Below are 23,739 nucleotides of genomic sequence, written 5' to 3' on the forward strand. Positions count from 1 at the left end.
GTCGAGGGCCGGTCGAAGGCGGCGTTCAAGACCTGGCTCGCCGACCGCGACGACGCCTTCCGTGACGCGGTCGAGGTGGTCGCGATGGACGGCTTCACCGGGTTCAAGACCGCCGCTGCAGAGGAGATCCCGGACGCGGTCACGGTGATGGATCCCTTCCACGTCGTGCGCCTGGCCGGTGACGCCCTCGACAGGTGCCGGCGCCGGGTCCAACTCGAGATCCACGGGCACCGTGGGTTCAGGGACGACCCGCTCTACAAGTCGCGGCGCACGCTGCACACCGGCGCGGACCTGCTCACCGACAAGCAGAGCGACAGGCTACGCGCGCTGTTCGTTGATGACGCTCACGTCGAGGTCGAGGCGACCTGGGGTGTCTACCAGCGGATGATCGCCGCCTATCGCCACGAGGACCGGCAACGTGGCCGCGAGCTCATGGAGAAGCTGATCACCGACCTCAGCGCCGGCGTCCCCAAGGTGCTCACCGAGCTCACCACCCTGGGCCGGACCCTGAAGAAGCGAGCCGCTGACGTGCTCGCCTACTTCGAACGACCCGGCACCAGCAACGGGCCGACCGAGGCGCTCAACGGACGGCTCGAACACCTGCGCGGCTCCGCACTCGGGTTCCGCAACCTGACCAACTACATCGCCCGAAGCCTGCTCGAGACCGGCGGCTTCAGACCCCAACTCCTACACCCCCGATTGGGATGAGCCTCGTTCCCGGTCTCGCAGTCCCGACGCCATTCAGGGATGATCCGTAGATGTTCACTGAGTAGCCGCTGATCGGTCGGTAGTGTCCGGGATCGTTTCCGTGAGTCACGTCATGCAGCAGAGCTCTGGCCGCGTGTGCTCCCTGTGCGACGGCATCGTCCCAATGATCAATGCGATTACGTCCGCCACCAGGGCTCGGATGCAGGACTGCGCCGCCCGCAGCGTACACGTGGGGCAGCCCTTCGACGCGAAGCGACGCATCCACAGTGACCCCCGCGCTGCCGGAGGGCACCCACGCTGTCGCCGGAGTCGTGCCCTGCGCGGTGACAACCAGATCGGACTCCCACACCTGCGCATCGTCGAGATGCACCTCGATGCCACGGGCGGTTCGCCGCAGCGCCGTCACGGTGCGGCCGCCGTGGAAAATCGTGTGCTCGCGGTGCAGATCCCGCAGCCGTGTGGCGACAGGAGTCCCGAGAGCCGAAACCAGCGGGACCTCTGACCGAGCCACAAGGTGCACCCGTGCTCCCGACGCGGTGAAGACACTCGCCGCTTCCGTCCCGACCAGCCCGGCGCCGAGCACCGTCACGACTCGTCCCGCAAAGTCGCTGCCGACATGAGATCGGATCTGCTGCGCGTCGACGGCACGGTGGAGCGGGAACACGCCCTCCACCTCTCCGTTCCGCAGCACCGGACGCGGTGTACTCCCGACCGCGAGCAGCAGAGATCGGAATGGGAGCTCCGTTGCATCTGCGAGTCGCACGAGACGCTCAGCCGGGTCGATCGCGGACGCCTTCCCCGACACGATCTCCACACCCAGTGACGCGAGCGACGGTAGCGCGGCCTGCACGGGTGTGAGGAGCCCCGGGAGTATGCCCTTGTCCACGAGGGTGCGGTTGTACGGCGCGACAGGTTCGTCATGAACGACGCGCACGGTGCCGTCAAAGCCATCGCGACGCAGAGTCGTGGCTGCCGAATGCCCCGCCGCCCCCGCTCCGATGATGAGCACATCCGAGTCGTGTGACGTCATTTTCGTCTCCTTCGCAACAGTTGACAGGAATACCCCCAGTGGGTATACGGTTGAGCGTAGCAGTACCCCACCGGGGTATCCGTTTTGAGGAAGGTTGCAGCATGAGCACGAACGAGTATCAGGTCACCGGGATGAGCTGCGGGCACTGCGAGGTCGCCATTCGCGGCGAGGTCGGCCAGATCGCGGGCGTTACCGATATCGACGTCACCGCCCAGAGCGGGAAGCTCATCGTGAGCAGCGATCAGCCGCTCGATGATGCCGCGGTTCTCGCTGCGGTCGACGAAGCCGGGTACGAGGCGGTCCGGATCCGATGAACACCGCTGGTCGCCTGGGCGCGTACGCCGCAGGTCTTGTGGCGGTATTCGCTGCGGCCTTCGCCGTCGGTGGCGCCGTCGTCCCTGACAGCACCGTCGCGGCCTGGACGGAAGCCAGCTCCTCCGAGCATGGCGAGCATAAGGCCGAGGACACCACCACTGCCATGAAGGCTGAGGAAGTGAGCGTGAGTGGCGTGTCGATTGCGGCGTCGGAATTACGTCTCGGGTCGGTGCGGGCACCGTCTGAGAGCGGTGTCGAAGGGGAACTGGCTTTCGAGATTCTCAATGTCGCCGGGAACCCCGTCACCGAGTACGAAACTGCGCACGGCAAACAGCTTCACCTGATCATCGTGCGCAGCGATGGGAGCGAGTACCGGCACGTGCATCCGGTCCTTGACGTCGCCACCGGCACCTGGGCGCTGCCCTGGCAGTGGAAGTCTGCTGGCACATATCGCGTCTACGCAGACTTCACCGCGCTCGGCGGCGCGAGCGCCACCCTCACACGCACGGTCGATGTTGCCGGCACTGTCACTCCGGCACCGCCGACAGAGATCAAGACGCACGACACGGCCGACGGATTCGATGTGAGCATCACGGGAGAACTCACCGCCGGCACGGGCAGCGATCTGACGCTCGAGATCACCCGAGACGGCGAGCCTGTGACCCAGTTGCAGCCCTACCTTGGCGCGTTCGGACACTTGGTCGCACTCCGCGAGGGCGACCTGGCCTACCTCCACGTTCACGCGCACGGTGAGGAGCCCGAGGAGGGGGATGTGGCCGGTCCCACCGTGGTGTTCACAGCTGAAGTTCCCACTGCTGGCCGTTACCTGTTGTACCTGGACTTCCAGGTTGCTGGGGAAGTCCACGCCGCCAGCTTCGTCCTCGACGCGGGAGCATCGCCTGTCTCGACCTCGGAGGATGAATCGGACACGAGCGACGACGACCACGGCGGCCACTGAACGCCGATACGCATCAGCCTTACTTGAACGAACAGTGATTGAGGAGAACATCATGACGGATACGCAGTCCGCGGCCGACGTCGCCAGCGTGGAGCTGGAAATCGGTGGCATGACGTGCGCATCGTGCGCGATGCGGATCGAGAAGAAACTCAACAAGCTCGACGGTGTCACGGCAACGGTGAACTATGCCACTGAAAAGGCCAAGGTCACCGTTCCCGCAGGCATCGACACGGCGCTGTTGATCTCGGAAGTCGAGAAGACCGGCTACACGGCTGCCCTCCCCGCCCCGGATGAGCCCTCGCGCAACGAAGACGCCGACGCGCCGGATGCGGAACTCGTGAGCCTGCGCAACCGCCTGATCGCGTCAGTGGTGCTGACGATCCCGGTCATCGCGATGGCGATGGTCCCTGCGCTGCAGTTCACGTATTGGCAGTGGCTGTCGCTCGCTCTGGCGGGTCCGGTCATCGTGTGGGCGGCATGGCCGTTCCACAAGGCGGCGTGGACGAACCTCCGCCACGGCGCGGCGACCATGGACACGCTCATCTCGATGGGCACTCTCGCTGCACTGCTGTGGTCGCTGTATGCGCTGTTCTTCGGGACGGCCGGTGCTCCTGGGATGACGCACCCGTTCGAGCTCACCGTTGCTCCCAGCGATGGTGCCGCGAACATCTACCTCGAAGTCGGGGCCGCGGTGACGATGTTTATCCTCGCCGGCCGGTATTTCGAGAAGCGTGCCAAGCGTCAGGCCGGGGCCGCGATGCGCGCCCTGCTGGAGCTGGGAGCGAAGGATGTCGCCGTGCTCCGCGGCGGCGTGGAGACGCGTATCCCTACCGCCGAGCTGGCCGTGGGCGACGAGTTCGTCGTCCGCCCCGGTGAGAAGATCGCGACGGACGGAGTCATCGTTTCGGGGACATCGGCGGTGGACGCGTCGATGCTCACCGGCGAGTCCGTGCCGGTCGAAGTCCGCGAAGGCGACTCGGTCACCGGTGCGACGGTGAACGCCGGAGGTCGGCTCGTGATCCGCGCGACCAGGATCGGATCAGACACACAGCTCGCGCAAATGGCGAAGCTCGTCGAGGACGCGCAGACCGGGAAAGCGGAAGTGCAGCGCCTCGCGGACCGGATATCCGGGATCTTCGTCCCCATCGTCATCGCGATCGCACTAGGAACACTCGGCGTGTGGCTCGGTGCCGGATTCCCCGCCGCTGCTGCTTTCACGGCCGCTGTCGCCGTCCTGATCATCGCCTGCCCGTGCGCGCTCGGACTGGCAACGCCGACCGCCCTTCTGGTGGGCACCGGCCGCGGCGCCCAGCTGGGCATCCTCATCAAGGGCCCGGAAATCCTCGAGTCCACCCGCAGGGTCGACACAGTCGTTCTGGACAAGACCGGCACTGTGACCACCGGCAAGATGACCCTCACCGACGTGTACACGGCCGACAACGTCGCCCGTAATGACGTGCTGCGTCTCGCTGGGGCGCTCGAAGATGCGTCCGAGCACCCCATTGCTCAGGCCATCGCCAGGGCCGCGACCCAAGAACTCGGCACCCTCCCCATCGTGGAGAACTTCGTGAACATCGAAGGCAAGGGGGTCCAGGGCATCGTCGACGGACACGCAGTGCTCGTCGGTCGCCAGTCACTGCTCGCCGACTGGTCACAGCACCTTCCCCCACGCCTCGCCACGGCCAAAGCCGATGCGGAGCGACAGGGCAAGACCGCGATCGCGGTCGGCTGGGACGGCCACGCCCGCGGTGTGCTCGTCGTCGCCGACACCGTCAAGGCCACCAGCGCGGAAGCCATCACACAGCTGAAGCGTCTGGGCCTGACCCCTGTGCTGCTCACCGGCGACAACCAGGCCGTGGCCGAACAGATCGCGGCGGAGGTCGGCATCACCGAGGTCATCGCGGAAGTCCTCCCCAAAGACAAGGTCGACGTAATCACCCGCCTCCAGGGAGAAGGAAAGGTCGTGGCGATGGTCGGCGACGGCGTCAACGACGCTGCTGCCCTCGCTCAAGCCGACCTAGGTCTCGCGATGGGTACCGGCACTGACGTCGCCATCGAAGCCAGCGACATCACCCTCGTCCGCGGTGACCTGCGCAGCGCCGCCGACGCGATCCGACTCTCGCGAAAGACGCTCGGCACCATCAAGGGCAACCTGTTCTGGGCGTTCGCATACAACGTCGCGGCGATCCCGCTCGCTGCGCTCGGGCTGCTCAACCCCATGCTCGCCGGCGCGGCGATGGCGTTCTCCAGCGTCTTCGTCGTCGGCAACAGCCTCCGCCTGCGCTCATTCCGCAGCCAGGCGGCGGACCCCTCTCCGGCAGGCGCCCGTGCACCGCGTGAAGACGCGACAGCTGCGGTTCCCGTCGGAACACACCACTGAAATCGAAAGAGGAAACACTATGTCTGACACCTCCGCTGGCTCCTGCTGCAGCCACAACAGTCACGCCCATGTCGACGCCGAAGGACGCAAGGATCTCCTCGCCTCGCAGGCGGAAGATCTCGCCGAATGCCCCGTCATGACCGGAAGCACCGTGGTCAAGGCAGATGCCGAAGCCGCCGGCCTGTTCCGCGACTTCGAGGGCACCCGCTACTACTTCTGCTGCGCAGCATGCGGGCCCTTGTTCGACGCCGACCCGGCAAAGTACGCGGCCGCAGCCTAAACCGCACCCTCCGTGTGAGGCTCGCCACGATGCGGGCCTCACACGGTTTCACCATTCCCGAGGAGGATAGGTCCATGAGCGACTCGCACAACGATGACGTTGAACACACCACCGCGCATCACGATCACCACGGCCACGCATCTCACGAAACCGGCCCCAGCGACGCCCCGCAGCATCAGCATCATGCGGACCACGCCACGACGGCGACGCACGACCGGCACGAGCCCTCGATAAACGGGACCGGCCACGACGAACATGCGCAGCACACCGGGCATATGGACGCCGGCGGTCACGGCGGCCATGCTGGTCACGGCGATCACGTGGGGCAGTTCCGCCGACTGTTCTGGATCATGCTGATCCTCGCGGTACCCACCGTGGCACTGTCAGGAATGTTTGCGATGATCCTCGGATACACCCTCCCGGATATTCCCGCTCTCGCCTGGATCTCCCCGGTCCTGGGGACCGTCATGTACGTATGGGGTGGCCGACCATTCCTCGTCGGCGCCGTCAGCGAGATCCGCGCCCGCAAGCCCGGCATGATGCTCCTCATCGGGCTGGCGATCACCGTCGCGTTCTTCGCCTCCTGGGGTGCGAGCCTCGGCCTGATCCACCACGAGCTCGACTTCTGGTGGGAGCTGGCGCTGCTGATCGTCATCATGCTCCTCGGCCACTGGATCGAGATGCGCTCACTCGCCCAGACCACCTCCGCGCTGGACTCGCTAGCGGCGCTGTTGCCCGATGAGGCCGAACGCATCGAAAACGGTCAGGTCGTCTCCGTCTCACCCGCCGACCTCGTCGTCGGCGACCTCGTCGTCATTCGTCCCGGTGGCAGCATCCCCGCTGACGGGCGGATCGTCGATGGCAGGGCATCCATGGATGAGGCCATGGTCACCGGTGAATCGGCCACCGTCACCCGCTCTGCCGGCGACCTGGTCACCGCGGGTACCGTCGCCACGGACTCCGGGCTTCGCATCGAGATCACCGCGACGGGAGACGACACCACTCTCGCCGGCATCCAACGCCTGGTCACCGAGGCGCAGAGTTCATCGTCCCGGGCGCAACGGCTCGCGGACACAGCCGCGGGATGGCTGTTCTGGTTCGCCCTCGGAGCAGCCGCAATCACAGCCCTCGTGTGGACCGTGCTCGGCTTCCCCGACGCCGCCGTCGTGCGCACGATCACCGTTCTCGTGATCGCCTGCCCCCACGCGTTGGGTCTAGCCATCCCGCTCGTCGTTTCCATCGCCACCGAGCGGGCCGCGCGCGGCGGTGTGCTCGTCAAGGATCGGCTCGCACTGGAGAGCATGCGCACCGTTGACACCGTGCTCTTCGACAAGACCGGGACGCTCACCAGAGGCGAGCCCGTCGTGAGTGAGGTCTCGGTACCCGACGGCGGCGACCGTGATCAGGTTCTCGCCCTCGCGGCCGCCGCGGAGGCGGACAGCGAACACCCCCTCGCCAAAGCCATCGTCCGCGCGGCCGCCGACAAGAACCTCACCGTACCCGCGAGCCGCGACTTCACCTCCTCACCGGCCGTTGGCGTCACCGCGACCGTAAACGAGACGACGGTTCGGGTGGGCGGACCGCACCTGCTCACGGAGGAGAACGCGGGCGAGCTGACTGTGGCGGACAGCTGGCGGCAGGACGGCGCCATCATCCTGCACGTCGTGCAGGATGGGCAAGTGATCGGTGCTCTGAAACTCGCCGATGAAGTGCGATCCGAGTCCCGTGAAGCCGTCGACGCACTCCACGCGCTCGGCGTGCAAGTCGTCATGATCACCGGAGACGCCGAAGCCGTCGCGCACACCGTGGCTCAAGACCTCGGGATCGACCGGTTCTTCGCGGGAGTTCGTCCCGAGGACAAGGCCGCCAAGGTCCAGGAGCTGCAGAAGGAAGGCCGCAAGGTCGCGATGGTCGGCGACGGGGTGAACGACGCCCCCGCGCTCGCACAGGCCGATGTCGGACTGGCTATCGGAGCCGGTACCGATGTCGCGATCGCATCCGCGGGCGTCATCCTCGCCAGCGACGACCCCCGCTCCGTCCTCTCCGTCATCGAACTCTCGCGTGCCGCGTACCGGAAGATGAAGCAGAACCTGTGGTGGGCCGCCGGCTACAACCTCATTTCGGTACCGCTCGCGGCAGGGGTGCTCGCGCCGATCGGGTTCGTCCTGCCGATGTCCGTCGGAGCAATCCTCATGTCGCTGTCAACCATCGTCGTCGCACTCAACGCACAACTGCTGCGCCGACTCGACCTCCGACCCGACACCACCACCCGGATAGTCCTCGACAAGCACTGACACCAGGAGCACCCATGACCGATACCGCTGAGCAGGCGACGTCCTGCGAACACGCAAACCACGGCTACATCACCGACAAATCCCGCTACCTCGCCCGCCTCAAACGCATCGAAGGACAAGCACGCGGCGTGCACCGAATGGTCGAGGACGAGAAGTACTGCATCGACATCCTCACCCAGATCTCTGCCCTTACCAGCGCCCTGCAGAGCGTCGCCGTCGGACTCCTCGAAGACCACCTCCGCCACTGCGTTACAGACGCCGCCCGAACCGACGCAGACATCGAAGGCAAAATCCGCGAAGCCTCACAAGCCATCGCGCGACTCGTTCGCTGATGTATCTGTGATAGTCGTTGGCGCCGCTTCTGGATGCTCGAGCTGTCCATGCTCGCCGCCTGGGCCCTCGGCCTCCTCGGCGTCGTGCAAGTCCTCGGGCGGCTCCTGCACGTCCCCATCCCGCACACCGCCGCGCCCTGGATCCCTTTCGCGGCCACGGCCCTCATCGCTGTTGCTCTGGCCGCGCTCTCGCTCGTCTGCGCACGGTTCTCAAGTCGGCGTTGCAACCTACTCCGGATGGTAGGCATCAGATCGTTTTCTCTACGACTGGTGGGAAGACACCTCATCGAACTACGCAGTTCAGTTTGCGCAACGATACTTGCCCAAGCTGCGCCGCACCATGCGTACCAGCGTGCTTCATGGGGACCTGCATAGCATCGGTCCCATGCGGGCCCCTGTTCCTGAGCTTGAGCGTTCCCGTGTGCCAGGCGCTGGCGGACGCATCAACTGGGACACGCAACACGCGGTCTATTGCAGCAACCTCACTTCAAAAGACGTTTCAGATCTTCACACAGTCTTTCTCGACGAACCGCGCTACGGGGGCTATATCGACGTCTCCTATACCAGCCCAGTTCGCGACTACGTTGCCAGCACGCTGGTCAGCCAGATGCTCCTCAGCGACGGAATCGCGCTCGTCGGCCACGGCGTCGAAGAACCTGTCATCGGCAGCGAAGATCCAATGAGGTTCGGTTTCCGTGACCACGGGCTCCGTCTCGTAAGCCTGATGGACGACTACTTCGACACGTTCCTGTCGTACAAGGTCGAAATCGGGCACACCGCGGGCGCCGAGATGGACCGTACGCTGAACCTTGCTGCTATTACTGGCACCATCGTCGACGTCGAGAGTTGTCCGATCGTGGTCCCCGCGTTGAAACTCGACGGATACTTACTCAAGAAGGACGACCGGCTACGCCTTATGACTCGTATCGGCCTCCAGGACGTTACCCCTGACGAACTCGCCGGGGTCATTCGCGAGAAGCTGCTGCAGAGGTACATTTACGATCTGAAGTACGCCGAAGAGGGAACGCCAACGTTTGCCGTCACGGCTGAGTTTGCATCTGCAGATGGCACGCCGACACGACGGCTGATTGCTCTGAAGTACGACGCGAACGAACGCGCGATCAGCCTCGTCTCGGTGCACTAGTAATAGACCACCCCGAGCTACCGCGCTCAGCGCTGATCGGGAGTGTCCCTTCTATCCGCCAAGATGTCCCTATGGACTATGACCTTGCCCGACTTGGCCCGACTGAGTTCGAACACATGGTGCAAGCACTCGCCATAGCGGAGCTCGGCATACGGGTGTCAACGTTCGGAGCCGGACGCGACGGTGGCCGAGAAGCAACGTTCTCAGGGGCTGTCAGTACCCCAGACGAGTCCAGTTACAGGCAGTGGGATGGCTACGGGATTGTCCAAGCGAAGACGATACGTTTCGAAGGAACAACTTCAACCAACGCGACCTCAATCGCATCCGCCGTCACCTCGGAACTGGATCGGTTCATAGCGACCAACGGGTCGGACCCTGAGCGAGACCCCGCCCCGCAGTACTACATCATTGCCACCAATGTGCGGCTCACGCCCTTCCCCGGAAGCGGCGGGTTAGACCAGGTCGAGAAGGTCCTTCGCGAACACCCAGTACGTCTCGCGGGCTTCGCTGTCTGGCACTACGAGCACATCTGCCGGCTACTGGACCGGCACACCGGCATACGGCGAACCTTTGCGGGCTTCATCACGCCCGGCGACGTCCTAACTCGACTCATCGAAGTACTCGAGGGGAGCGCGGTCGAGCTCGGCCCTATTCTGCGTGGACATGCTGCCGCACAGGTCATGGCACGACAAGAACTCAAGCTAGACACGGGCGAGATCACTGATGTCGCCAAGGTTCAGCTAAGCGACGTAGCAATCGACCTACCGGCCAAGGGCCGATATGGATCAGAGGTTCAGACGATCCAGCGAATCCTGCAGTGCGGCGATCATTCGCTTCGCGCCTCTCATAAGCCTGAGGATCCTTACGGGTTTGTCGTCATAGGCGGGCCCGGCCAAGGAAAGAGCACCTTGGGACAGATTGTCGCGCAGTCATATCGAGTCGCCCTTCTCCAGGACGAGACGGTCTCTATCTCGCCTCGCATCGACGCGGCCATTGCAGACACGCGGCGCCGCATCAGCGATATGGGACTCGCGCAACCTCGAAACCGGCGCTGGCCAGTAACTATCGATATCGCCTCGTTCGCAGACGCCATCTCCGAGAACGGAGACCTTACGATCGTGGAGTACATCGCGAGGCAGCTTCGCAATCAGGCGGCGTCAGTCACTGCCGGACAGCTGGTGTCTTGGCTCGCGGCGTGGCCATGGGTCCTGATCTTCGACGGTCTCGACGAGGTCCCGGCGCCTGCAAGCCGTAGTGCAGTCGTTCAAGCTCTGAACGATCTCATCATCGAATCAAGAGTGGGCAACTGGGACGTGCTTATCGTCGCCACAACCCGGCCCCAGGGATATGAGAACGAGTTCGACGAACTGCGCCCCGAACGACTCGAGCTTCGCTCGCTCACCCCCAGCGAAGGATTCGAATACGGGCGACAGATCATTGCCACCAAGTTCACCACCGACCCAGAACGTATCTCTGCACTAACTGACAAATTGCGAGAAGCAAGCGTTCAAAACCATGCTGCGAAGCTCATGACGACACCACTTCAGGTGTCCATCATGGAGTTCCTCGTTGAGGAGCTCTTCGAGGTCCCCCGCACCCGTCACGAACTCTTCGACGGCTACTACAAGGCGATTTACTCACGAGAGAGCAGAAAAGCCGGCCGCTTGGGCAGGGTCCTACGCACCCACGAGGAACAGGTGGCGTGGGTACACGAACGCGTCGCGGTGGGCCTCCAAGCACAATTAGAGCATTCGGGCGAAACCGTTGCGTCGTTGCCTGACGCGGAAGTCAGGCAGCTCATCGCTGAGCGGCTCAAAGCGCAGCAGTACGACGCGGGAGAGGTGGATCGACTCTCTGACGAATTGGAGAAGGCCACAAAGCAGCGGCTAGTGCTCCTCATCCCGAAGGGCGAGGATCGCGTCGAATTCGAGGTGCGGAGCCTGCAGGAGTACATGGCGGCCCGGTGGCTCGTCAAGGGCGACGCGCATACCGTCTTCGATCGTCTTTCCAACCTCGCACCCTCGGCGTATTGGCGAAACACCTGGTTACTCGCCGCAGGACGTTTCTATGGCTCGCGTGATCATGAACGCGACGCGTTCATTGAGCGGCTACGACAGCTCGACAGCGACTCACTGATCGGCGGCTTCCTCGGGTTCGGTGCACAACTCTCCGTCGAGTTGCTCGACGATAACTTTGCATCGAGCGTTCCCGCACACCGGAGATCGCTCCTCGCGCTGGCCATGACGCAGTCGACCAGATGGCCCGGACCTGACCTCAAGAAGTTGGCGCGGTTAGCACGAGATGCCGTCAATAGCGGTGACCAGGTCTCTGAAAACATCGTGCTCGACGCACTCGCCGACGGCCTCGACTCAACTGGAAGATCGCATCTCAGCGCCGTCTCAATACTTCAGCATTGGAAATCAGATCGGAACGAATCCGGGCGTTTCGCCCGCAGCAAGCTTGAGAACATTGATCTAGCGTCCCGGCCAAAGTCTGCGCCGGTACGTCAAATCACCATCGGAGCCCTGCTCGACGAGTATCACCAGCCCGCTGGAGCGGCATCGAAGGATCAAAATGGGTGGAAGCGGGCGCGCGAAGTGCTCGACGAGATTGCTGTACCTGATCACAGCCTTCTGTTAGAGGCTGTCGCGTTCGGCAATGCCGAACTTGAGATTAAAGCCGTGAGGCACGCTTCCCTCGAGGATCCAGCGGCGCAAGAAGCCCTCGTCCGCACTGCGAACAAAGTGCCAATCAGTCGAGCCGCCGCGCCCATCTTGTTGCGACGTCTTCTGCTCGCCACGATGCAATCGACACCGAGAGGACACTTCCTCGGCGCAACCGCGTTCGGGGACATCAGCGGCTGATGCAGCGCTGCGGTCGCGCTCGTTTCGCAGGCCGTGGGGACTGATGCATGCCCTTATGCCGACACTCCCGCACTGGTCCAAGAACGCCAGTACGGTCCAACCTGATGATCAGATCGCCAGCCCGTTCGATTGCGGACGAAACGAGCCTGAGGCAGGGCCACGAAGAGACCATGACTAGCGACCTCCGGCATCCGGTCGAGGTCTCCGCGATGACTGGATAGTGTCCAGACGTACACAAAGGACTGCAAGCTGGAATCGTGCGGGGAACCGGGCACGGAAGCCGGCGCGGTCGATCTCGATGCTCCCTGTCTCCAACGGCTGGCGCAGCGCGTCGAGTGCGACACGTGAGAACTCCGCTGCCTCATCCAGGAACAGGATTCCCCGATGAGCGCGGACGATCGCCCCGGGCCTGACCGCCCTCGAACCACCGCCGACGAGCGCTGCCACCGAGGCGCTGTGATGCGGCGCCTCCAGCGGCGGCACGTCGTCGAGAACGTCGACGGCTGCGCCGGAAAGCGATCGTATCGACGCGACCTCCAGTGCCGCGTCCTCGGTCAATGGAGGAAGTATCCCCGGCAGCCGACGCGCCAGCATCGTCTTCCCCGCCCCTGGCGGGCCGCTCATCAGCAGGTGATGTCCACCGGCAGCAGCGACGATCAGGGCCTCGACGGCCTCCTCCTGTCCGACGACATCGACGAGATCGAGGATCTCCGGCTCGTGCCGGGGCGCAACAGCGGCAGTCACTGGTTCGACGTCGACAGGTGCGATGTCGGCGCCGTGCCACATCGCCACCTCCGCGAGCGTGGTCGCGGCGCGCACCTGCATCCCCGGCACGAGTCGCGCCTCCGCCGCGTTCGCATGGGGCACGATCACCTGTTCGAATCCCGCGCGGGCGGCTGCGAAGACCGCGGGGAGCACGCCAGGCACCGGACGTACCCTGCCGTCGAGGCCCAGCTCGCCGATGTGCACGGTGCGCGCGATCGACCCGGCGTCGAGCACTCCCCCGGTCGCGACGGCAGAGATCGCGATACCGAGGTCGAATCCGCTGCCGTGCTTGGGCAGGCTCGCCGGCGAGAGATTCACCGTGAGCCTGCGGCGAGTCAACTCCAGTTGCGCGTTCGTCACGGCGTTGTGCACGCGCTGCGCGGCTTCACCCAGCGCTTTGTCCGGCAGGCCGACGATCTTGAACCCCGGTGTCTGGTTCGACACGTCCGCCTCGATCTCGACGAGGTGGCCGTCGACACCGGTGAGAGCGACAGCCCACGTGCGAGCCGTCTTCATCGCAGGTCGACCAAGTGCTCGAGCGTGCCCGTCGCCGGGTCTGCGCCGACGATCCCGATGATCTCGAGGCGCAGCATCCGGTGTCCGGCGAGATCTCGATGCTCAGCGGCCCACGCGTATCCCAACCGCCAGAGCCGCAGCCTCTTGCGCTCGTCTATCGCGTCGAAGGGATGGCCGAAGCCTGTGCTGCGCCTGGTCTTGACCTCGACGATGCCGAGGATGCCGTCGAGCTCGGCGACGATGTCGATCTCGCCCTGGGCGCAGCGCCAATTGCGATCGAGGATGCGATACCCGTGCGCGGCCAGGTGCTGTGCGGCGCGGTCTTCACCCGCACGTCCGAGGTCGTCTTTCGCTGCCATGGAGACAGCATGCGCGTGATCGCAGATCCTTCATCCGCGTGATTCACGCGACCTGGGGATCCGGCACCAAAATGATTTTCGGTGCCGAGAGAGTCACTTGCCGTCGAGCGAGAGCTCCTCGGGAAGCTCGAACTCACGCCGCTGCAGCTCTTCGACATTGACGTCCTTGAACGTCAGCACCCGAACGGCCTTGACGAAGCGGTCGGCGCGGTAGATGTCCCAGACCCAGACATCGGTCATCGAGATCTCGAAGTAGAAATCGTGCTCGGTGTCTCGCCGGACGACGTTCACCTCATTCGCGAGATAGAACCGGCGCTCGGTCTCGACGACGTACTGGAACTGCCCAACGACGTCGCGATACTCGCGGAACAGTGCGAGTTCGAGTTCGCGGTCGTAATCGTCGAATGCCTCTTCGTCCATGATGAGTCCATCCTACGAGTTCAGAAGAGAGTGGGGGCATCGGCGATCGCCCACGACGCGCGGTGGAACGGCGAGAGCCCCGCCTCACGGATCGCCGCGCGGTGCTCCAGGCTCGCATAGCCCTTGTTGCGGTCCCATTGATACGCCGGGTGATCGACGTGCAGTGCGCTCATGTGGTCATCGCGTGCGACCTTGGCGATGACCGACGCCGCCGACACCGAGGCGCAGTCGCGGTCGCCCTTGATCACCGAGCGCACCTGCAGGGGTGCCGAGTGCACGCGCGAGACGTAGTCGTAGTTGCCGTCGAGGATCACCAGAGCTCCGTCGAGCGACGCGCCCAATGCGACGACGGCATCGATCGCACGGGATGCCGCAAGTCCCAGCGCACGCATGATGCCTCCGTCATCGACCTCGGCGGCGCTCGCCCACCCGACACCGGATGCCTGCACCCAGGCAGCGGCGCGAGCGGCCACGTCGGGTCGGCGCTTCTCGGTGACGAGTTTCGAGTCGCGCAGCCCCTCTGGGACCCGACGACGGCAGCCGGCAGCATCCATGACCGATGCACCGACCGCGACAGGACCGGCAAGCGCGCCGCGACCGACTTCGTCGAGCGAGATGATCAGGTCGAACTCGGCGAGCAGCTTGCGCTCGAGTCTGAGCGTGGGCGCGACGACAGTCATTCCTGCGGATCCGGTACGCCGTTGAACACTTCGTGATGACCATCGACCGTGCCTATCCGGTTCAGCGGCCACGTGGTCACGAACGTCTTGCCCACCACGTTGTCCAGCGGAACGAAGCCGCCGCTGGGCAGATCCTGGTGCGCGCGTGCGTCCTGCGAACGGTCCCGGTTGTCGCCCATCAGCCAGAGGGAGCCCTCGGGGACCGTGACATCGAACGGCTCGTTGGATGCCGCCGTGTCGCCCTCAGGCAGGTTCAGATACGACAGCTCGTCGATGGGAGCGCCGTTGATCTCGATCTGTCCGAGTGAATTGCAGCAGACGACGTGATCACCTGGCAGGCCGATCAGGCGCTTGACCAGATGATCCTCGCTGTCCGAAGCGGAGAGCCCGATGAGGGTGAGTACCGAGTCGATCGCCTCGACCAGAGGCGGACCGGCCGGCTCCTGCGTGTGGGCGGGCAGCCATCCGCCCGGATCCTCGAACACGACCACATCGCCTCGCGCATACCCCGTCCAGTTCGGCGTCAGCTCATCGACCAGGATCCGGTCGTTGACGAGGAGCGTGCGTTCCATCGAGGCCGACGGGATGTAGAACGAGCGCACGACGAATGTCTTGACGAGGAAGGACACGAGCGCCGCGATCACGATGATCACCAGAACGTCTCGAAGGAAGATCAGGAATCCGCGGCGCCTCTTGTGACGCACGTCGGGGGCGGATTCAGTCGTCATCGCATTCCTTCAGGAGGGTCTTCGCACCGCGCTCTGACGGCACCATCTAGGTTCGCACACTCCGGCGTGAACGAAAGCACCCCGGGACGCTGTGTCCCGGGGTGCTCTGTGAAGAAGAAGCTGCGTCAGCCGCGCTTCTCCTTGATCTTGGCCTTCTTGCCGCGGAGTTCGCGGAGGTAGTAGAGCTTCGCGCGACGCACGTCACCGCGGGTGACGACCTCGATGTGGTCGATCACCGGGCTGTGCACCGGGAAGGTGCGCTCGACGCCCACCTGGAAGCTGATCTTGCGGACTGTGAAGGTCTCGCGCACGCCATCGCCCTGGCGGCCGATGACGATGCCCTGGAAGACCTGGACACGGGAGCGGGTGCCCTCGGTGATGTTCACGTGCACCTTGACGGTGTCACCGGGGTTGAAGTCAGGAATGTCGGAACGGAGCGAAGCCGCGTCGACGGCATCCAGGATCTGCATGATCGTCTCTCTCTGCACTCGCCTCAGGTCGGATGCATGGGATGGAAGGATTACGTGAATGTGTGCTTGACGGCGCGTGATGCGACCGCGGGCTCCCCTGAGGCAGAGCCGGTAACGGCACAAAGATCTATTCTGCCATGGATCCGGCATGGCACCAAAACACGGATCAGTGCTCTGAGGCGGGCTTCTCCCTGATCACGAACACTTCGCCGTCGGCGGGCGTGCGACGCGGGCGTTCGGTCTCAGCCTCCGGCTGCGGCGCACCGACAGTGGGGATCGTGACGCGGATGCCGCCACCCGCGCCGCGCGCCTCGTCCCACAACTGTCGCAGCATGAGCCAGAACAGCGCCAGCGCCACAGCGATCGCGCCGGTGAGAAGGAGCGGGAACCATGCCTGCGGGTAGCAGCCGACGGCGATCGTCAACGCATGCCAGACGCCGAATCCCAGCACGTCCCACCACGACACCATGCGGGTCTCGCGCACCGATGCACGCGCGCGCACCAGCAGAGTGAGGGCGAGCTGACCGATGAACACCGACGGGATCGCGATGAACAGCACCCAGAGGAATGCCCACCCGCCGGCATTGAAGATCCCCCAGCCGATCAGCAGCCACAACGGCAGCACGACAGCCGCCGGCATGAGCCATCGATAGAACGCTCGTCGCAACCACATGCTGAGATCGTACGACTCTCTCCTGCGCGCACGGCGGGTGTTCGCTGTGAGCATGGACCGCACGCATCGGACAGACCGCGCGCATCGGGGAGAATGGAACAGACGAGAGGAACACCATGATCGAATTGCGCACCCCTGCCGAGATCGACGAGATGCGAGCGGCCGGACGATTCGTCGCCGAGACACTCGCGACGCTGCGCGATGAGACGAAGATCGGAACGAATCTGCTCTCGATCGATCGGCGTGCGCACGACATGATCCGCAAGCAGGGCGCCGAATCCTGCTACATCGACTACCACCCCTCGTTCGGCGCCAGTCCGTTCGGCAAGGTCATCTGCACCTCGATCAACGATGCCGTGCTGCACGGACTCCCCCATGACTACACGCTTCGTGACGGCGACCTGGTGACGTTGGACTTCGCGGTCTCCGTGGACGGCTGGGTCGCCGACTCCGCCGTGTCATTCGTCGTCGGCACGCCCCGCGACGAGGACCTCCGCCTCATCGACACCACCGAGAGGGCGCTGGATGCGGCTATCGAAGCCGCCACGATCGGCAATCGCATCGGCGACATCTCTGCGGCGATCGCCGCGATCTCGCACGGCGAGGGCTACTCCATCAACACCGACTTCGGGGGTCACGGGGTCGGCCGCATCATGCACGGCGACCCGCATATCCCGAACGACGGCCGTGCGGGCCGCGGCTTCCCGCTCCGCGCGGGGCTCGTGTTCGCGATCGAGCCGTGGCTGCTCGCCACCACCGACGAGCTCGTCACCGACCCGGACGGTTGGACGCTGCGCAGTGTCGACGGCTCTCGAGGCGCGCACTCCGAGCACACGATCGCGGTCACCGAGGACGGTCCCATCATCCTCACCGACCGCTCTTTCCTCGGGGTGAACTGACTTCTCCGCTTTCGCGCTCGGGTATGCCACTCTGAGGGCATGATCCCTGAGGACCGTCACGTACCGCACCGTGTGCTGCTCGTGCGTCACGGCCAGACCCAGTGGAATCGCGAAGGGCGGTTGCACGGTCAGCTCGATTCCGCCCTGACGGCGGACGGCATCGCCCAGGCGTCGGCGGTCGCCGAGCGATTGGTGCCGTTCGGCGCACGCACGGTGTGCTCCAGCCCGCAGGGACGCGCGCTGCGAACAGCGGTCATCATCGCCGAGCGGCTCGGCGCAGACCTGGTCGAGGTGCCTGAACTCAGCGAGCTGCACCTGGGCGAGATGGCAGGCATGACCCGCGTCGAGATCGAGGAGGCGTTCCCCGGCGCGCGTGAGGCACGCGCGGAGAATCGCTACGGCTGGGCGTTCCCCGGCGGGGAGAGTTACGCCGCGGCGCGGGGCAGGGCGCGTACGGCGCTGTCGGCATGCGGATGGGCGGCCGACGGAGTCCCTGTCCTTGTGACGCACGAGATGATCGGGCGGATGCTGCGCGCGGAGCTGCGCGGACTGGATGCTGCGCAGGCGCTCGCGCTGCGGCATCCGCTCGGCTCGGTGTTCGAGGTGACCGCCCGTTCCGAGCGGATGCTGTAGCCACTACTCTCTCGCGTGAGACCCCACCGTCTGCATGAGACCCCAACCATAGCGGGGTGTCTCACGCAGCGGATGTTGCCTCAAGCAGGATAATCGCGGTCAGACCGCGCGGTAGACGAAGACTTCGGTCAGCATGGGGAGCTCGAACCGCGGCTGACCCGCGGTCTGAGGGTCCGTATCCAGAATCTCCTCGATCCCGGCGACCATACCCGCGCGGGTCTCCTCATCGGCGACGAGAAAGCTGCTCACCGTGAGCCAACGAGCGATGTAGTCGGCGCGGGTGATGCTCTCCGACCATGCGATCTCGGCTCTGCGGTCGAAGGTGAATCCGGGCAGATCCTCCGCGGCGGATTCGGTCGTCGCATCCTTCTCGGCCACTGCCGGGTGGGCGACGCGATGGCAGGCACGGTCCCAGGCGCACGTCGGATCCGAGTGGTTCCAGAGCAGGCCCAGCGTGCCGCCCGGAACGAGCACACGGGCGATCTCCGCGCACGCGGGATCACGATCGAACCAGTGGAACGCCTGCGCGACGGTGACGGCATCCACCGACAAATCGGGCAGCGGGATGCTCTCCGCACCCGCGACGATCGCCTCGGTGTCGGGAAGCTTGGCGCGAAGCACATCGAGCATCGCCGCAGACGGCTCGACCGCGATCACTCGGTCGGCGCGAGTGAAGAGCAGTTCGGTGAACTTGCCGGTGCCGGCTCCGAGGTCGAGCACCGTGCTCACGCGCGAAGGAAGGATCTCGGCTGCGGCGGCATCAGGGAACCCCGGCCGGAACCGGTCGTACTCCTCGCCGATGTTCTCGAACGACTTCGCCAGCTGCTGCTTCTGCATGCCTCGACGCTAACAGCCGCAGGCTACGCGAGTTCGATCAGGTCCTGGTACTCCTGGCTCCAGATGTCTTCGACTCCGTCAGGCAGGATCAGCACGCGCTCGGGGTTGAGCGACTGGACGGCCCCAGGGTCGTGCGAGACGAGCACCACAGCGCCCTCGTAGTGCGCCAGGGCGTCGAGGATCTCCTCACGCGACGCGGGGTCGAGGTTGTTCGTGGGCTCATCGAGCAGCAGCAGGTTCGCGGATGACACAACGAGGGTCGCCAGGGACAGACGCGTCTTCTCGCCACCGGAGAGAACCCCGGCGGGCTTGAGCACATCGTCGCCCGTGAACAGGAACGAGCCGAGAACCCGTCGCGCCTCCATCTCCGTGATGTGCGGGGCTGCCGAGACCATGTTCTGGAGCACAGACCGCTCCACGTCGAGGTTCTCGTGCTCCTGCGCGTAGTAGCCGATCTTCACGCCGAAGCCGGGCTGCAGCTCGCCCGTGTCCGGCTCGTCGACGCCGGCGAGCATGCGCAACAGCGTGGTCTTTCCCGCACCGTTGAGTCCGAGCACGACGACCTTCGAACCGCGGTCGATCGCGAGGTCGACATCGGTGAAGATCTCCAGCGACCCGTACGACTTCGACAGGCCCGTCGCCATCATCGGCGTCTTGCCGCAGGGCGCGGGCTTCGGGAAGCGCAGCTTGGCGACGCGATCGACTTCGCGCACGTCATCCAGGCCGGCCAGCATCTTCTCGGCGCGCGCCACCATCTGGTGCGCAGCGGCGGCCTTCGACGCCTTGGCTCCGAAGCGAGCGGCCTGCTGCTGCAGCGTGGTCGCCTTCTTCTCGACGTTCGCGCGCTCCTTCTTGCGACGCTCCTCGTCGGCGACCCGCTGGCGGAGGTAGTTCTTCCAGTTCATGTTGTAGATGTCGATGTTCTGACGGTTCGCGTCCAGGTAGAACACCCGGTTGACCGTCTCGCCGACGATCTCGACATCGTGGCTGATCACGATCAGCCCGCCCTTGTAGCTCTTCAGGAACTCACGCAGCCACACGACGCTGTCGGCGTCGAGGTGGTTCGTCGGCTCATCGAGGATCATCGTCTCGGCGTCGGAGAACAGGATGCGCGCGAGCTCGATGCGTCGGCGCTGACCACCGGAGAGCGACTTCAACGGCTGGTCGAGAATCCGGTCCGGCAGCGAAAGGTTGTTGGCGATGGAGGCCGCTTCAGCCTCCGCAGCATACCCGCCGAGTCCTTCGAACTGCTCCGTGAGATTGCCGAATCGACGCATGGCCTTGTCGGCCACGGCCGGGTCAGACGATGCCATGTCCTCAGCGGCCTTGGTCATGCCCAGCTGGATCGTGCCGAGGCCTCGTGCGTCGAGGATGCGCGTGCGCGCGAGCATCTCCGGATCACCGCTGCGGGGGTCCTGCGGCAGGTAGCCGAGCTCACCGGACTTCGTCACCTTGCCGTCCGAAGGCAGCAGGTCGCCTGCGAGCACCTTCGTCAGAGTGGTCTTGCCGGCGCCGTTGCGGCCGACCAGTCCGATCTTGTCGCCGTCGGAGACGCGGAACGACACGCCGTCCATGAGGAGGCGGGCGCCAACGCGAATCTCGAGGTCGTGCACGGCAAGCACAGCAATGGTCCGTTTCGTCAGGGAGGGAAGTCGGCCGATGGGCCAGCCTCTCAGTATAGGTCGGCTCGTCTGTCAGGACGCCCACAGGAGCATGTACAAGACACCTCTGGAGTATGACGAGGTCGATACCTGAGGGTGATGTGGGCGTACCCGGCCGATACGTACGTTCTACGGGTGGACATCGTCAACGACCTCATCCTTCAAGCCGCCGCCTCGCCCTGGCTCTACCTCGTGATGTTCGCGACTGCGGTGATCGACGGCTTCTTCCCGCCCATCCCCAGCGAGACCGTGCTCGTCGCCGCGGCAGCCGTCGCGGCATCCACTGGCGAGACGAACATGCCGCTGCTGATCGCCGTCGCCGCTCTCGGGGCGATGATCGGCGACAACATCGCGTACGCGATCGGTCGGTCGGTCGGCACGACGCGGTTCGCGTGGATGCGCCGGCCGAGGGTGGCTGCGGCGTTCGATCGTGCGCAGCGCACTCTGTCACGCAGCGGCGCGCCGCTGATCCTCGGCGCCCGCTACATCCCGGTCGGCCGCGTCGCGGTGAACATGTCGGCAGGCGCGCTCGGATACTCCTGGCGGCGCTTCCTGCCGCTCAGCGTCGTCGGCGGTGTGATGTGGGCTGTGTACAGCGCCGGCATCGGCCTGCTCGCTGGTCACTGGCTCGAGGATCAGCCACTGCTCAGCGCGGTCTTCGGCGTCGCCTTCGCTCTGGTGCTCGGCTTCGTGATCGACCGCGTGGCAGCGGCGATCCGCCGACGCCGCACCGTTGTCGACTGCGGATCTGCCGACGACGAGGTGCACGCCGGCCAACCCGCAGGAGTGACAGGATGACTCCCATGAAGGCCGCCCGACTCGAGAAGCGCGAGTACAAGCGCGAGCACAAGCGCGAGCAGAAGAACGAGAAGCGCGAGCGGAAGCAGCGGGGCAGGGCGGCCCGCCGTCCGCTCGACCGACGCACCACGATGATCGTGATCCTCTCGGCGATCGCCCTGGTGCTCTACTCGGTCACCGTCCCCGTGCACGTCGCGCTGTACGCCAGCTCTGTTCCCATCATGATGCTCCTGGCAGCAGTCGCGGTCACCGCGGCTCTGGTCGGCGTCCGATATCCGAACCTGGCGATCATCATGTTCACGGTCGCCGCAGTGCTGATCCCCCTCACGATCAGCAGAGACGCGGCGCTGCACGCACCGTGGCCATGGTCGGTCCCGATGCTCATCGCCTTCGCCGTCACGGTCGCCGCGCTCACCTTCCAACACGGGTGGCGCCACGGACTGATCATGCTCGCGCTGGGCACGGCCGCGGGTCTCGTCGCGTCGGTGATGCTGCCAACGGTGCCAAGTGCGAACTCGCTCATCGTCACGACCTCGGTCGTCGGCGGCATCTATCTGATCGCGGTGCTGCTGGCGGGACGGTTACGCCTGGGTGACGAACTCACCCGCCAACGTGAGCACACCGCAGAGGAGCAGGCCCGGCGGGAACTGATCGAGGAACGCACCCGGATCGCACGCGAATTGCACGACGTCATCGCGCACAGCATGTCGGTGATCCAGGTGCAGGCCTCCACCGCCCGCTACCGGCTGCCCGATCTCCCGGCTGACGCGGCATCCGAGTTCGACGATCTGGCGGCCACGGCCCGCTCGTCGCTCACGGAGATGCGTCGTCTGCTGGGGGTGCTGCGCACCGAGGACCAGTCCGCCGAACTCGCCCCGCAACAGGGCATCGACGACATTCCGGCGCTCGTCGACAGCATCCGACGCGCCGGCGTCGACGTCGGGCTCGAGCTCGTCACCGCTGACGTGTCCGCTGCACCGGCCGGCGTGCAGATCGCCGCGTTCCGCATCGTCCAGGAAGCACTGAGCAACGCCGTGCGGCACGCCCCCGGATCCCGCATCTCGGTCAGTGTCCGCACCGATGACTCGGCGATACGTCTCCGCGTGCACAACACCGCCGCGACCGGTGAGACATCGCCGAGTGCTGCACAGTCCAATGGGCACGGCCTTCGCGGGATGAGAGAACGTGTCGCCCTCGTCGACGGTACTCTTGAGGCCGGTCCGGATGCGGACGGCGACTGGACCGTGGCCGCTGCGCTTCCGTGGGTGTCGAAGCAGGAGAGCATGTGAGCATCGAAGTCCTCATCGCCGACGATCAGGCGATGGTGCGCGCCGGCTTCGCCGCGCTCCTCGACGCTCACGATGGCATCACCGTCACCGGCCAGGCATCGGATGGCGCAGAGGCCGTGGCGCTCGCCGCCAGGCTCGATCCCGACGTCATCCTGATGGACGTGCGGATGCCGGAACTCGACGGAATCGAGGCGACCAGGCGCATCCTCGGACCCGGTTACCCCGCCGCCAAAGTGCCGCGCATCCTGATGCTCACCACGTTCGACATCGACGATTACGTCTACGACGCTCTGAAAGCCGGTGCCAGCGGGTTCCTGCTCAAGGACGCCCTGCCGGAGGAGCTCGTGCACGCCGTGCGCGTGATCGCCGCGGGTGACGCACTGCTGTCGCCCAGCGTCACCCGGCGCATGATCGCGCAGTTCGCGACGCAGAAACCGCGCGCCACGGCATCCGGCAATCTGCTCGCCGAGCTCACCGACCGCGAGCGAGAGGTGCTGGTCCTCATCGGACAGGGCCGCTCGAACAACGAGATCGCCGCCACCCTGTTCATCGCGGAGCAGACCGTGAAGACGCATGTCGGCAAGGTGCTCGCGAAGATCGGCGCACGCGACCGCGTGCAGGCCGTGATCTTCGCCTACGACACCGGGCTCGCCGAACCCGCCTGATCTGCCCTACCGCGGTAGGGGTCATGACGACCCCGCAGTGT

23 protein-coding genes and 1 pseudogene are annotated in these 23,739 nt (G+C 65.3%); 14 read left to right on the forward strand and 10 right to left on the reverse strand.

What is annotated here, in order from left to right; all coding sequences use genetic code 11:
- A pseudogene (locus tag IEV67_RS14345) lies at nucleotides 1-708 on the forward strand (ISL3-like element ISPfr2 family transposase); the annotation flags it as partial.
- Here IEV67_RS14345 and IEV67_RS14350 read toward each other — a convergent pair.
- Nucleotides 674-1,738 (reverse strand): NAD(P)/FAD-dependent oxidoreductase, encoded by a 1,065-nt coding sequence (locus tag IEV67_RS14350; protein ID WP_188437270.1) that lies wholly within the window; start codon nucleotides 1,736-1,738, stop codon nucleotides 674-676. The pseudogene IEV67_RS14345 and the gene IEV67_RS14350 sit on opposite strands and share 35 nt — an antisense overlap.
- 101 nt (nucleotides 1,739-1,839) lie before the next feature.
- Between IEV67_RS14350 and IEV67_RS14355 the strand changes: the two genes are divergently transcribed.
- From IEV67_RS14355 to IEV67_RS14390, 8 genes are all read left to right on the forward strand, one after another.
- Nucleotides 1,840-2,052 carry a heavy-metal-associated domain-containing protein gene (locus IEV67_RS14355; RefSeq protein WP_188437271.1) on the forward strand — a complete coding sequence of 71 codons (213 nt, stop codon included), beginning with the start codon at nucleotides 1,840-1,842 and terminating at the stop codon, nucleotides 2,050-2,052.
- The gene (locus IEV67_RS14360; RefSeq protein WP_188437272.1) at nucleotides 2,049-3,011 is read left to right on the forward strand and encodes a DUF8832 domain-containing protein; all 963 of its coding nucleotides are present in this window, start codon (nucleotides 2,049-2,051) and stop codon (nucleotides 3,009-3,011) included. The genes IEV67_RS14355 and IEV67_RS14360 overlap by 4 nt, the downstream gene beginning before the upstream one ends.
- Nucleotides 3,012-3,063: 52 nt before the next feature.
- Entirely contained in the window at nucleotides 3,064-5,391 is a 2,328-nt protein-coding gene (locus tag IEV67_RS14365; RefSeq protein WP_188437273.1) for a heavy metal translocating P-type ATPase, read from the forward strand.
- Nucleotides 5,392-5,410: 19 nt separating this feature from the next.
- On the forward strand, nucleotides 5,411-5,671 hold the full coding sequence (locus IEV67_RS14370; protein WP_188437274.1) for a YHS domain-containing protein: 261 nt from the start codon (nucleotides 5,411-5,413) through the stop codon (nucleotides 5,669-5,671).
- 74 nt (nucleotides 5,672-5,745) lie between these two features.
- Nucleotides 5,746-7,965, forward strand: coding sequence for a heavy metal translocating P-type ATPase (locus IEV67_RS14375; protein WP_188437275.1), 2,220 nt, complete (start codon nucleotides 5,746-5,748; stop codon nucleotides 7,963-7,965).
- 14 nt (nucleotides 7,966-7,979) lie between these two features.
- Nucleotides 7,980-8,297, forward strand: coding sequence for a metal-sensitive transcriptional regulator (locus tag IEV67_RS14380; RefSeq protein WP_188437276.1), 318 nt, complete (start codon nucleotides 7,980-7,982; stop codon nucleotides 8,295-8,297).
- 385 nt (nucleotides 8,298-8,682) lie between these two features.
- Nucleotides 8,683-9,441 (forward strand): hypothetical protein, encoded by a 759-nt coding sequence (locus IEV67_RS14385; protein WP_188437277.1) that lies wholly within the window; start codon nucleotides 8,683-8,685, stop codon nucleotides 9,439-9,441.
- A 71-nt stretch (nucleotides 9,442-9,512) separates the two neighbouring features.
- A complete protein-coding gene (locus IEV67_RS14390; RefSeq protein WP_188437278.1) occupies nucleotides 9,513-12,305 on the forward strand; it encodes an NACHT domain-containing protein in 2,793 nt (930 codons plus the stop codon).
- Between the two features lie 174 nt (nucleotides 12,306-12,479).
- On the opposite strand, the gene IEV67_RS14395 is transcribed toward IEV67_RS14390, so the two are convergent.
- The 7 genes from IEV67_RS14395 to IEV67_RS14425 all read right to left on the reverse strand — a co-directional run bounded on the left by IEV67_RS14395 (nucleotide 12,480) and on the right by IEV67_RS14425 (nucleotide 16,916).
- The gene (locus tag IEV67_RS14395) at nucleotides 12,480-13,586 is read right to left on the reverse strand and encodes a YifB family Mg chelatase-like AAA ATPase (protein WP_188437279.1); all 1,107 of its coding nucleotides are present in this window, start codon (nucleotides 13,584-13,586) and stop codon (nucleotides 12,480-12,482) included.
- Nucleotides 13,583-13,945, reverse strand: coding sequence for a YraN family protein (locus IEV67_RS14400; RefSeq protein ID WP_188437280.1), 363 nt, complete (start codon nucleotides 13,943-13,945; stop codon nucleotides 13,583-13,585). Before IEV67_RS14400 ends, IEV67_RS14395 begins: the two co-directional genes overlap by 4 nt.
- 93 nt (nucleotides 13,946-14,038) lie before the next feature.
- Entirely contained in the window at nucleotides 14,039-14,365 is a 327-nt protein-coding gene (locus tag IEV67_RS14405; RefSeq protein WP_033107234.1) for a DUF2469 family protein, read from the reverse strand.
- Between the two features lie 20 nt (nucleotides 14,366-14,385).
- A complete protein-coding gene (gene rnhB, locus IEV67_RS14410) occupies nucleotides 14,386-15,045 on the reverse strand; it encodes a ribonuclease HII (protein ID WP_188437281.1) in 660 nt (219 codons plus the stop codon).
- Entirely contained in the window at nucleotides 15,042-15,773 is a 732-nt protein-coding gene (gene lepB / locus IEV67_RS14415; RefSeq protein ID WP_188437282.1) for a signal peptidase I, read from the reverse strand. The genes rnhB and lepB overlap by 4 nt, the downstream gene beginning before the upstream one ends.
- A gap of 125 nt (nucleotides 15,774-15,898) precedes the next feature.
- A complete protein-coding gene (gene rplS / locus IEV67_RS14420; RefSeq protein WP_033107360.1) occupies nucleotides 15,899-16,243 on the reverse strand; it encodes a 50S ribosomal protein L19 in 345 nt (114 codons plus the stop codon).
- A 166-nt stretch (nucleotides 16,244-16,409) separates the two neighbouring features.
- Nucleotides 16,410-16,916, reverse strand: a complete 507-nt coding sequence (locus tag IEV67_RS14425; protein ID WP_188437283.1) for an MFS transporter permease — start codon at nucleotides 16,914-16,916, stop codon at nucleotides 16,410-16,412.
- 116 nt (nucleotides 16,917-17,032) lie between these two features.
- On the opposite strand from IEV67_RS14425, the gene map reads away from it, so the two are divergent.
- On the forward strand, nucleotides 17,033-17,815 hold the full coding sequence (gene map, locus IEV67_RS14430; RefSeq protein ID WP_188437284.1) for a type I methionyl aminopeptidase: 783 nt from the start codon (nucleotides 17,033-17,035) through the stop codon (nucleotides 17,813-17,815).
- Nucleotides 17,816-17,854: 39 nt separating this feature from the next.
- Nucleotides 17,855-18,448, forward strand: a complete 594-nt coding sequence (locus IEV67_RS14435) for a histidine phosphatase family protein (protein WP_188437285.1) — start codon at nucleotides 17,855-17,857, stop codon at nucleotides 18,446-18,448.
- A gap of 99 nt (nucleotides 18,449-18,547) precedes the next feature.
- Here the strand turns inward: IEV67_RS14435 and IEV67_RS14440 are convergent, their stop codons facing one another.
- Nucleotides 18,548-19,285, reverse strand: coding sequence for a class I SAM-dependent methyltransferase (locus IEV67_RS14440; protein ID WP_188437286.1), 738 nt, complete (start codon nucleotides 19,283-19,285; stop codon nucleotides 18,548-18,550).
- Between the two features lie 23 nt (nucleotides 19,286-19,308).
- Nucleotides 19,309-20,907, reverse strand: coding sequence for an ABC-F family ATP-binding cassette domain-containing protein (locus IEV67_RS14445; RefSeq protein WP_188437287.1), 1,599 nt, complete (start codon nucleotides 20,905-20,907; stop codon nucleotides 19,309-19,311).
- 174 nt (nucleotides 20,908-21,081) lie between these two features.
- On the opposite strand from IEV67_RS14445, the gene IEV67_RS14450 reads away from it, so the two are divergent.
- The 3 genes from IEV67_RS14450 to IEV67_RS14460 are packed head-to-tail and all read left to right on the forward strand — an operon-like array spanning nucleotide 21,082 to nucleotide 23,698.
- Nucleotides 21,082-21,744 (forward strand): DedA family protein, encoded by a 663-nt coding sequence (locus IEV67_RS14450; protein WP_188437288.1) that lies wholly within the window; start codon nucleotides 21,082-21,084, stop codon nucleotides 21,742-21,744.
- Nucleotides 21,741-23,033: a sensor histidine kinase gene (locus IEV67_RS14455; RefSeq protein ID WP_188437289.1), complete on the forward strand. Its 1,293-nt coding sequence runs from the start codon at nucleotides 21,741-21,743 to the stop codon at nucleotides 23,031-23,033. The genes IEV67_RS14450 and IEV67_RS14455 overlap by 4 nt, the downstream gene beginning before the upstream one ends.
- Entirely contained in the window at nucleotides 23,030-23,698 is a 669-nt protein-coding gene (locus tag IEV67_RS14460; RefSeq protein ID WP_188437290.1) for a response regulator, read from the forward strand. Before IEV67_RS14455 ends, IEV67_RS14460 begins: the two co-directional genes overlap by 4 nt.
- Nucleotides 23,699-23,739 lie beyond the last annotated feature (41 nt).

It is taken from the genome of Microbacterium murale (assembly GCF_014635185.1).
Classification (GTDB): Bacteria; Actinomycetota; Actinomycetes; order Actinomycetales; family Microbacteriaceae; genus Microbacterium; species Microbacterium murale.

Bases quoted from the DNA above. Each gene is read 5' to 3' on its own strand.
- IEV67_RS14350 (WP_188437270.1), bottom strand. From the start codon at position 1,738: ATGACGTCACACGACTCGGATGTGCTCATCATCGGAGCGGGGGCGGCG.
- IEV67_RS14355 (WP_188437271.1), top strand. From the start codon at position 1,840: ATGAGCACGAACGAGTATCAGGTCACCGGGATGAGCTGCGGGCACTGC.
- IEV67_RS14360 (WP_188437272.1), top strand. From the start codon at position 2,049: ATGAACACCGCTGGTCGCCTGGGCGCGTACGCCGCAGGTCTTGTGGCG.
- IEV67_RS14365 (WP_188437273.1), top strand. From the start codon at position 3,064: ATGACGGATACGCAGTCCGCGGCCGACGTCGCCAGCGTGGAGCTGGAA.
- IEV67_RS14370 (WP_188437274.1), top strand. From the start codon at position 5,411: ATGTCTGACACCTCCGCTGGCTCCTGCTGCAGCCACAACAGTCACGCC.
- IEV67_RS14375 (WP_188437275.1), top strand. From the start codon at position 5,746: ATGAGCGACTCGCACAACGATGACGTTGAACACACCACCGCGCATCAC.
- IEV67_RS14380 (WP_188437276.1), top strand. From the start codon at position 7,980: ATGACCGATACCGCTGAGCAGGCGACGTCCTGCGAACACGCAAACCAC.
- IEV67_RS14385 (WP_188437277.1), top strand. From the start codon at position 8,683: ATGCGGGCCCCTGTTCCTGAGCTTGAGCGTTCCCGTGTGCCAGGCGCT.
- IEV67_RS14390 (WP_188437278.1), top strand. From the start codon at position 9,513: ATGGACTATGACCTTGCCCGACTTGGCCCGACTGAGTTCGAACACATG.
- IEV67_RS14395 (WP_188437279.1), bottom strand. From the start codon at position 13,586: ATGAAGACGGCTCGCACGTGGGCTGTCGCTCTCACCGGTGTCGACGGC.
- IEV67_RS14400 (WP_188437280.1), bottom strand. From the start codon at position 13,945: ATGGCAGCGAAAGACGACCTCGGACGTGCGGGTGAAGACCGCGCCGCA.
- IEV67_RS14405 (WP_033107234.1), bottom strand. From the start codon at position 14,365: ATGGACGAAGAGGCATTCGACGATTACGACCGCGAACTCGAACTCGCA.
- rnhB (WP_188437281.1), bottom strand. From the start codon at position 15,045: ATGACTGTCGTCGCGCCCACGCTCAGACTCGAGCGCAAGCTGCTCGCC.
- lepB (WP_188437282.1), bottom strand. From the start codon at position 15,773: ATGACGACTGAATCCGCCCCCGACGTGCGTCACAAGAGGCGCCGCGGA.
- rplS (WP_033107360.1), bottom strand. From the start codon at position 16,243: ATGCAGATCCTGGATGCCGTCGACGCGGCTTCGCTCCGTTCCGACATT.
- IEV67_RS14425 (WP_188437283.1), bottom strand. From the start codon at position 16,916: ATGTGGTTGCGACGAGCGTTCTATCGATGGCTCATGCCGGCGGCTGTC.
- map (WP_188437284.1), top strand. From the start codon at position 17,033: ATGATCGAATTGCGCACCCCTGCCGAGATCGACGAGATGCGAGCGGCC.
- IEV67_RS14435 (WP_188437285.1), top strand. From the start codon at position 17,855: ATGATCCCTGAGGACCGTCACGTACCGCACCGTGTGCTGCTCGTGCGT.
- IEV67_RS14440 (WP_188437286.1), bottom strand. From the start codon at position 19,285: ATGCAGAAGCAGCAGCTGGCGAAGTCGTTCGAGAACATCGGCGAGGAG.
- IEV67_RS14455 (WP_188437289.1), top strand. From the start codon at position 21,741: ATGACTCCCATGAAGGCCGCCCGACTCGAGAAGCGCGAGTACAAGCGC.